Annotated in this window: 9 protein-coding genes and 1 rRNA gene; 2 read left to right on the top strand and 8 right to left on the bottom strand. The window is 65.5% G+C overall.

Translation table 11 applies throughout. From position 1 onward, the window contains the following. A 5S ribosomal RNA gene (gene rrf, locus AC1DOX_RS30650) occupies positions 1–94 on the top strand; the annotation flags it as partial. A 77-nt stretch (positions 95–171) separates the two neighbouring features. Here rrf and AC1DOX_RS30645 read toward each other — a convergent pair. Both AC1DOX_RS30645 and AC1DOX_RS30640 read right to left on the bottom strand, forming a co-directional pair. Then, positions 172–375, bottom strand: a complete 204-nt coding sequence (locus AC1DOX_RS30645; RefSeq protein WP_477112690.1) for a hypothetical protein — start codon at positions 373–375, stop codon at positions 172–174. 29 nt (positions 376–404) lie between these two features. Further along, positions 405–974 carry a GNA1162 family protein gene (locus tag AC1DOX_RS30640; RefSeq protein ID WP_441624602.1) on the bottom strand — a complete coding sequence of 190 codons (570 nt, stop codon included), beginning with the start codon at positions 972–974 and terminating at the stop codon, positions 405–407. A 4-nt stretch (positions 975–978) separates the two neighbouring features. Between AC1DOX_RS30640 and AC1DOX_RS30635 the strand changes: the two genes are divergently transcribed. Continuing rightward, complete coding sequence (locus AC1DOX_RS30635; RefSeq protein ID WP_441624604.1) at positions 979–2,667, top strand: phage integrase family protein; 1,689 nt, start codon at positions 979–981, stop codon at positions 2,665–2,667. A 63-nt stretch (positions 2,668–2,730) separates the two neighbouring features. Here the strand turns inward: AC1DOX_RS30635 and AC1DOX_RS30630 are convergent, their stop codons facing one another. From AC1DOX_RS30630 to AC1DOX_RS30605, 6 genes are all read right to left on the bottom strand, one after another. Then, positions 2,731–3,462 carry an amino acid ABC transporter ATP-binding protein gene (locus AC1DOX_RS30630; RefSeq protein ID WP_441624601.1) on the bottom strand — a complete coding sequence of 244 codons (732 nt, stop codon included), beginning with the start codon at positions 3,460–3,462 and terminating at the stop codon, positions 2,731–2,733. Continuing rightward, on the bottom strand, positions 3,443–4,099 hold the full coding sequence (locus AC1DOX_RS30625; RefSeq protein ID WP_441624600.1) for an amino acid ABC transporter permease: 657 nt from the start codon (positions 4,097–4,099) through the stop codon (positions 3,443–3,445). The genes AC1DOX_RS30630 and AC1DOX_RS30625 overlap by 20 nt, the downstream gene beginning before the upstream one ends. Continuing rightward, positions 4,096–4,764 (bottom strand): amino acid ABC transporter permease, encoded by a 669-nt coding sequence (locus tag AC1DOX_RS30620; RefSeq protein ID WP_441624599.1) that lies wholly within the window; start codon positions 4,762–4,764, stop codon positions 4,096–4,098. Before AC1DOX_RS30620 ends, AC1DOX_RS30625 begins: the two co-directional genes overlap by 4 nt. Before the next feature lie 24 nt (positions 4,765–4,788). Continuing rightward, complete coding sequence (locus AC1DOX_RS30615) at positions 4,789–5,601, bottom strand: transporter substrate-binding domain-containing protein (RefSeq protein WP_441624603.1); 813 nt, start codon at positions 5,599–5,601, stop codon at positions 4,789–4,791. 23 nt (positions 5,602–5,624) lie between these two features. Beyond that, positions 5,625–6,416: a GntR family transcriptional regulator gene (locus AC1DOX_RS30610; RefSeq protein ID WP_441624598.1), complete on the bottom strand. Its 792-nt coding sequence runs from the start codon at positions 6,414–6,416 to the stop codon at positions 5,625–5,627. 280 nt (positions 6,417–6,696) lie between these two features. Further along, positions 6,697–7,512, bottom strand: a complete 816-nt coding sequence (locus AC1DOX_RS30605) for an MFS transporter (protein WP_441624597.1) — start codon at positions 7,510–7,512, stop codon at positions 6,697–6,699. Positions 7,513–7,676: the final 164 nt, after the last annotated feature.

The following is a 7,676-nucleotide window of genomic DNA, read 5'->3' as shown; positions in this document are numbered from 1 at the left end:
GGAACCACCCCTTCCCATCCCGAACAGGACCGTGAAACGACTTTGCGCCGATGATAGTGCGGACTACCCGTGTGAAAGTAGGTCATCGCCAGGCTCTTATACCCAAAACCCCCAGCCCTCAAAAGCTGGGGGTTTTGCTTTGCGGCGGCCGGAATTTTTTTGCGCCAGCGATCAGTCGGCGCCCGGCGAACCCGTCTTGATCAAATTGCCTGCCGCACTAGCCGACAGATTGCCACCGGTGGTCAATTGCCCTGCGACTGCGAGATTGCCACCCGTGGCCTTCAGCGAGATATCGCCGTTTGCAGCTACCGCTTCCCCCAGACAAAGAGAAAAAGCCGCAACACCGCTCCCGACGAGGAGACAGTGCTGCGGCATTCTTATTTGCGCAGCCGAACCCGGGAAGATCAGTCTGCCTGGTACTTCGGCGAGCGCGGGCCGTACAGGATGCCACCCGGCATGCCGGCCGACAAAAGACGCACACTGGCCGTGCCGGCCACCGGATAGCTGGCGTCGGTCAGATGATTGACCGCCTGGTTGATTGCGGCGGTGATCAGCCCGCCGCCGCTGTTGCCACTGTCGTTAGCAGCCACTGCCGTGCCGCTCCACAACACATCGCCGGTCTTCAGGTCTACCAGCTTCGCATTCGCGGCCACGCGGGTCACGCTGCTCAGTACCTGGTAACGCGAGCCGTAGTCCGTCACGGTTACGTACAGCGCGGCATCGGCACCGAAGATTTCGCGCAGCTTCGGCACGGGTACAGTGTGGATGTCACCAGGCACGGTCAGGCCATTCTGGCGGAACGTTTCGTCGACCAGCGCCACCGGCAGCACGTAGTAGCCCGATTCAGCCAGCAGATACGTGGCTTGCGACAGCATGGCGTACCCGAACGCGCCCCAAGAAGCGTGCCGAGTCATACTATGTTGATAAGTAACCTTATCGCAATGTGCGGTGCCGGCTGCTAAACTCTCTTCCATGACATTGAGCCCAGCCGCCCCCAATTCCGCCGTTCCGGCGCCCTCCGGATTTCCCGATGCCGCATCGCTCGCCGCCTTGCGTGCCTGGCATGCGGGCCTGACCTCGCGCGAGGCCGTCGCGCGCTATCTCGGCGAAGCAAGAAGTCATGGGCAGTCGTCGCGCGGCATCCTCGGCCGGCTCCGCCGCCAGCTTGCCGCCTACGCGCGCTACCGGCTGCGCGAGGACCTTGCGGTGCTGTTCGAGTTCGCGGCGACCGAGCGGGCCGAAAAAGGCAGGGCGGCGGACCAGGCGATCGAGTTGCTGCGGAGCTTGCCCACACCCGCCCCGGCCATCGGTGACGATATCGGACTCTGGCTGGCGCCCGCTGCGGTGACGGCACTGCGGGCGCAAGGCATCGATACGCTCGCTGACCTGACCGTGCGCATTCCACGCCGGCGGCAATGGTGGGCGGTCATTCCGGGGCTGGGCATGGCCGGCGCCCGCCGCATCGAGGCGTTCTTCCGCGAGCACCCCACGCTGACCGATCGTGCCCGCGCGCTCATCGCGGCGGAGCCACGGGGCATGATCGTGCCGTGGGAAGCGTTGCGCCTGCCGGAGGAGGTCAACGGGTCGCTGGGGCAATTCCGGGCCCCGCGCGAAACCTGCACGCTGACCGCGGGGAATGACTATGAAGCGGTGCAGGCCTGGCTGGCGTTGCACGAATCACCGGCGACGCAGCGCGCGTATCGGAAGGAAGCCGAACGGCTGATTCTCTGGGCCATCATCGAACGGGGACGGCCGCTGTCGTCGCTGACCACCGAAGATGCCACCGCCTACCGGGGCTTCCTGCGTCAGCCCGCGCCGCGTACGCGCTGGGTGGGCCCGGCCCGGCCCCGGACGTCAGCGGACTGGCGGCCCTTCACGGGGGTGCTGTCGGCGCGGTCTGCCGCGTATGCGTTGTCGGTGCTGGGTGCGATGTTCCGCTGGCTGGTGCAGCAGCGATATGTGCTGGCCAACCCGTTTGCGGGCATCAAGGTAAGGGGGAGCGGGCGGACGGCGGCCATCGACACCTCGCACGCGTTCTCTGAGGGCGAATGGCTGCTGACGCGCACCATCGCCGATGGCCTCGAATGGTCCTATGGGTGGGACGCCCCGGCGGCACAACGCCTGCGCTTCATCCTGGACTTCACTTATTCAACGGGTCTGCGGGCAAGCGAGCTGGTGGGCGCGACGCTGCGGAATATCGAAACCGACGTCAATGGGGACCACTGGCTGCATCTGGTGGGCAAGGGCGCCAAGGCGGGCAGGGTGGCGCTGCCGCCCATGGCGCGCAACGCGCTGGATCGCAACCTGGCCGAGCGCGGGCTGCCGGTCACGCGTGTGAACTGGGACCCGAAGTCGCCGATCGTGGGCAATCTCGGGCCGGACGAGCGATCCGGCATCTCGGGGGCGAGGTTGTGGAACGTCATGAAACGGTTCTTCTCCACGGCGGCGGACCTGATCGAGAAAGAGCGGCCGGCGACGGCGGAAAAGCTGCGGCATGCCAGCCCGCACTGGTTGCGCCATACCCACGCGACGCACGCGCTGGCGCGCGGCGCGGAGCTCACCACCGTCCGGGATAACCTGCGCCACGCATCGGTTTCGACGACCTCGCTCTACCTCCACGGTGACAGCGTCAAGCGGGCGCGGCAGATCGAGTCGGCCTTCGGCTGAGGCGTTGGGGGAGCCGGCATCGGCTGGCGGACGCCTTGCGGCAGCCGGCCGGCATGCTCCCGCCTAGGCTTCCACCATCCCCAGGAACTGCTGCAGTTCGGCCGTCCGTGGACGCGCAAAGACCTCGTCGGGCGGGCCGATCTCGTGGACCTTGCCCTGATGCATGAAGACCACGCGATCACACACCTCGCGCGCGAAGCGCATCTCGTGCGTGACCATCAACAGCGTCATGCCGTCCGCAGCCAGGCCGCGCACCACCTGCAAGACCTCGTTGACCAGTTCCGGATCCAGCGCCGAGGTGATTTCATCGCACAGCAGCGCTGCAGGCTGCATCGCCAACGCACGGGCGACGGCCACGCGCTGCTGCTGGCCGCCGGAGAGCTGGTCGGGATAGGCATTGAACTTCGCCGACAATCCCACGCGCGCCAGGGTTTCCTCGGCCAGCTCGCGTGCGCGGGCCTCTGGCACGCCCTTGACGACCATCGGGGACAGCATCACATTGCGCCCCGCGCTCAGGTGCGGAAACAGGTTGAACTGCTGGAAGATCATGCCGACCTTGAGTCGCAACGCACGCAACTGCAACTCGCTATCGGCAAGATGCGCGCCGGCCACGGTAATGGCGCCGGCGTCAATGGTCTCCAGGCCGTTGATGCAGCGGAGCAGGGTGCTCTTGCCCGAACCGCTCTTGCCGATGATGGCGATGACTTCACCGGGTTCCACCATGAGCGAGACGCCCTTCAGGACCTGATTGCTGCCAAACGATTTGTGGACCTGGTCAATGGCGATGAGCGGCATGGAATTTCCTCTCCAGCGATTTGCTGTATTGCGAAAGCGGCCAGCACAGCGCGAAATACATCAGCGCGACGGCGGCGTAGACGGTGAACGGTTGGAAGCTGGCATTGACGATCATGGTGCCCGCCTTGGACAACTCGGTGAAGCCGATGATCGATGCCAGTGCGGTGCCCTTGACCACCTGCACGCCAAAGCCGACGGTGGGCGCCACGGCGATACGCAGCGCCTGGGGCAGGATCACGTGGCGCATCTGTTGCACGTAGTTCATGGCCAGACTGCCGGAAGCCTCCCATTGACCGCGCGGAATCGCCTCCACGCAGCCACGCCAGATCTCAGCGAGGAAGGCAGCGGTCCAGAGCGTCAGCGCCAGGCCCGCGGCCAGCCAGGCGGGCACATCGATGCCGAACAGCGCCAGCCCGAAAAAGGCAAGGAACAGCTGCATCAGCAGCGGCGTGCCCTGGAATACTTCGATATACGCCCAGGTTGCGCGCCGCAGCAGCGGCCGCTTGCTGGTCCGCATCAGCAGCACCAGCAAGCCCACCACGCCACCGCCGACGAATGCCACCAGTGACAGCAGCACGGTCCATCGCGCCGCCAGCAGCAGGTTGCGGACGATGTCCCACAGGGTGAACTCGATCATCGGGCCCTCCGGGCAAAGAGCTGGTGGCCCACGCCGCGCAGCAGTTGACGCAATAGCAGCGCAAGCGCCAGATAGATCAGCGTGCTGACCAGATACACCTCGAAGGCGCGGAAGTTGCGCCCCTGGATGAAGTTGGCCGCATAGGTCAGGTCTTGTGCCGCGATCTGCGAGCAGACCGCCGATCCCAGCATGACGATCACCAACTGGCTCGACAGCGCTGGCCAGATCTTCTGCAGCGCGGGGCGCAGCACCACGTGGCGGAAAACCTGCAGCGGCGACATCGCCAGGCTGGCACCGGCCTCGAACTGTCCGCGTGGCGTGGCAGCCAGCCCGGCGCGTACGATCTCGGTGCCATACGCGCCCAGGTTGATCACCATGGCCAGCGAGGCGGCGACCATCTCCGGCAGGTGCAGGCCCAGACTCGGCAAGCCGAAGAAAATAAAGAAGAGCTGGATCAGAAACGGCGTATTGCGGATCAACTCGACATAGATGCCGATGACCGCACGCAGCCACGCCGGCCCCTGCGTCCTGGCCCAAGCGCCAAAAATGGCCACCGCCACGCCAAGCACGCCGCCGGTGAGCGTGAGCTGGGCGGTGACCGCAATGCCCTTCGCCAAGACGTCGGTGTAGTCCAGCACCGACAGGAAATCAAACTGGTAAGCCATGACGACGGAACCGGTTTGCCGCGATCAGAGTTGTGCCGGCAGCGGCCGCAGCAACCACTTGATCGACAGCGAGTTGAGTGAGCCGTCCTTCTTGGATTCGGCCAGGATGGCGTTGACCTTGTCCTGCAATGCGCCTTCGCCCTTGTTCATGCCAATGAAGCAAGGGGAATTCTTGATCAGGAACTTGGTCTCGGGCGCCTTGGGCGGATGCTTCGCGATGAGCGCCGATGCCACCACGTTGCCGGTGGCAATCAGCTGTACCTGGCCGGAAAGGAACGCGGAGATCGTCGCGTTGTTGTCCTCATAGCGCTTGATGACCGCGCTGGCCGGGGCGATCTTGGTCAGTTCCAGATCTTCCACCGCACCGCGCGTGACGCCGACGGTCTTGCCGGCGAGGTCGCCAGCGGCTTTCACCGGCAGGTCGGCGGGGCCGAACACGCCATTGAAGAACGGCGCATAGGCCTCGGAGAAGTCGAGCACCTTCTCGCGTTCCGGATTCTTCCCCAGGCTGGAGATGATCAGGTCCACCTTGCGGGTCTGGAGATAGGGCACGCGGTTGGTGCTGGAGACCGGCACCAGTTGCAGCTTCACCCCCATTTTCTTCGCCATCAGCGCGGCGACGTCGATATCCAGGCCCTGGGGCGCCATGTCCGCGCCAATCGAGCCGAACGGCGGAAAATCCTGTGGCACGGCCACGCGCAACACACCGGCCTTGTTGATATCGGCCAGCGTATCGGCCTGAGCGGCCGTGGGCAGGCCCGTCATGCACGCGCCGGCAAACAGGGCCAGCAGCAGGGTTCGGCGGGCGGCGGAAGCGGCGCCGCGCGCACGGGTCATCATGGCGGACGAGGGAGTCGGGATCATCGGGTCGTTCCTTTTACTCGGGTGGTGGGTTGCGGAGCAGGGGCGGCGTTCCCGGATGCTTGCGGGGAGCCAGTGGATGGGGTGAGGGACGTGGCGTCGGAAACGGGTGCCAGCGCGTGGCGAAGCTGCGCCAGCGGATCTTCGGGAGGTACGACGTTCAGGCTGGCGTGCACCTCGTACAAATGAGCTGCCATCAGCCGTGCCGCACGGGTGCCGTCGCCGGCCGCCAGCGCGTTCACGATGTCTTCGTGCTGGGCACAGGACCGCCTGGCAGCCGTCGCGGACTGCTGGCGGCTGGCCACCAGCGTGGTGCGTGCCGTCAGGTCGCGCAAGGTATCGACCAGCAGTCCGTGCCCGAGCGACGCGCACAGGCACACGTGGAAATCGCCCAGCAGAAAGCTTCGCGCGCCGGCATCGTCGCCGTCCATGGCCGCTTTTTCGCGCGCAATATGTACCTTGAGGGCATGGATCGCCGGTTGGCTGGGAGGGTGATCCTTGCTGACATCGCGCAGCAGACCGGTCTCGATGATGCGGCGGGCGTCGAAGGCGGCGCGGATATCGTCCGCGCCGGGCTCGATCAGATACCAGCCTCGCCGGGAACTGACGGTCACCATGCCTCGCGCGGCCAGACGCATGAGCGCCTCGCGCACCAGCGTGCGGCTGACGCCAAACAGCGCGGCGAGCTCCTGCTCACCCAGGCGGGAGCCCGGCAACAGTTTTTGCGCGAGCATGGCCTCGGTAATGCGCTGGGCGATATCGGCGGAAGGCTTGTCTTGGTTTGCGGTCACGGGGACCTACTCAGCAAGTCGTATGCCAGCCTTGTATGCAAGACTTGTGAGCAAAAATGGGGCAATTGCCACGGTGGAGGGCGGGCGCGGCACCGGCCTTTCCCCACGCGGGTGCGCGGCTGGCTGCTCGTGGTGCATGCTCACCCGGAAGGCGGCGGCGATCGGCCAATCCCGGCGGTCGCGCCTTGCGAGTCTGCGATCCCCCCGTTTCCGCGCAGACGGGTTTAGATCGACGATGGAGCGATTGCGATAAGAAAAGTTATCGCAATGGTGTTTCGAATTAGCGTGTTTGCTCGGCAAGCGCCGCGCGTGATGGCTGGCAGGAGAGGGTATTGACCGCCGCGGCCGCGAGGGCGAACACTGTGCCGACTGCCGCAAGCCCGATCCAGCCGGCGCGATGCACTGCATATCCACCGAGTGCCGCCCCGGCTGCGCCGCCGAGGAAGTACGACACCATGAAGACGGTATTGAGACGGCTGCGGGCCTCGGGGCGTTGCGTGTAGATGCGGGCCTGGTTTGCAACCAGCCCGGCGCGATTGCCGAGGTCGAGCAGAATCATCCCCAGGATCAACCAGACCACGCTGCTATCTGCCATCGCGATGCAGGCGAAGGCGACGGCGGCGGTGATCGCGCCCGCCGAAACCATGGTTCGCGCTCCGATTCGGTCGACGATTGCGCCGATGCGGGGTGACATCGCAAGTCCGGGGAGCCCGATGAGCCCGAATGCGCCGATGGCGGCAGGACCCAGCGCATAGGGCGGGCGTACCAGCAATGCCGCGAGCGACGCCCAGAGTGCGCTGAAGGCGGCGAACACCAGGAAGCCAGTTGCGGCGGAAATGCGGAGCTGCCGTTCCCGGCGGACGAGGACGGCGAGAGAGCCAATCAGCTCCCGGTAGCGCATCATGGTCAGTCCGTTGGACATCGGCAGTTCCCTGACGACGGCCAGCAGCGCCACATCGACGATGGAAGCCAGGACGAAGATGGCACGCCAACCCATGTGGCCGCCGACCATCCCGCTCAGCATGCGCGCGAGCAGGACGCCGGATGACAGCCCGCCCAGCAAGACACCGACGATGCGCCCTCGATGCGCGGGCATCGCCCTCCCGGACACGGCTGAGGATTACCCACAAATCCGGTTGTAAACCTCGGCAGACGGTGTTAACTTGCGCGCATCCTGTTCATTTTGCGGCAGCGGGTTGGCAATCGAGGACGACACGACAGACTGGGCGAGCGAGGAATTCGCGCAAGCGAATTTCGGAG

Source organism: Cupriavidus sp. 01L415 (genome assembly GCF_056400065.1).
Note: the sequence above shows the minus strand (reverse complement) of the source record. Positions and strands in the feature narration are given on the sequence as shown.

Coding starts and splice junctions, on each gene's coding strand:
- AC1DOX_RS30645 (WP_477112690.1), bottom strand. CDS start 375: ATGCCGCAGCACTGTCTCCTCGTCGGGAGCGGTGTTGCGGCTTTTTCT.
- AC1DOX_RS30640 (WP_441624602.1), bottom strand. CDS start 974: ATGGAAGAGAGTTTAGCAGCCGGCACCGCACATTGCGATAAGGTTACT.
- AC1DOX_RS30630 (WP_441624601.1), bottom strand. CDS start 3,462: ATGCCGCTCATCGCCATTGACCAGGTCCACAAATCGTTTGGCAGCAAT.
- AC1DOX_RS30625 (WP_441624600.1), bottom strand. CDS start 4,099: ATGATCGAGTTCACCCTGTGGGACATCGTCCGCAACCTGCTGCTGGCG.
- AC1DOX_RS30620 (WP_441624599.1), bottom strand. CDS start 4,764: ATGGCTTACCAGTTTGATTTCCTGTCGGTGCTGGACTACACCGACGTC.
- AC1DOX_RS30615 (WP_441624603.1), bottom strand. CDS start 5,601: ATGACCCGTGCGCGCGGCGCCGCTTCCGCCGCCCGCCGAACCCTGCTG.
- AC1DOX_RS30605 (WP_441624597.1), bottom strand. CDS start 7,512: ATGCCCGCGCATCGAGGGCGCATCGTCGGTGTCTTGCTGGGCGGGCTG.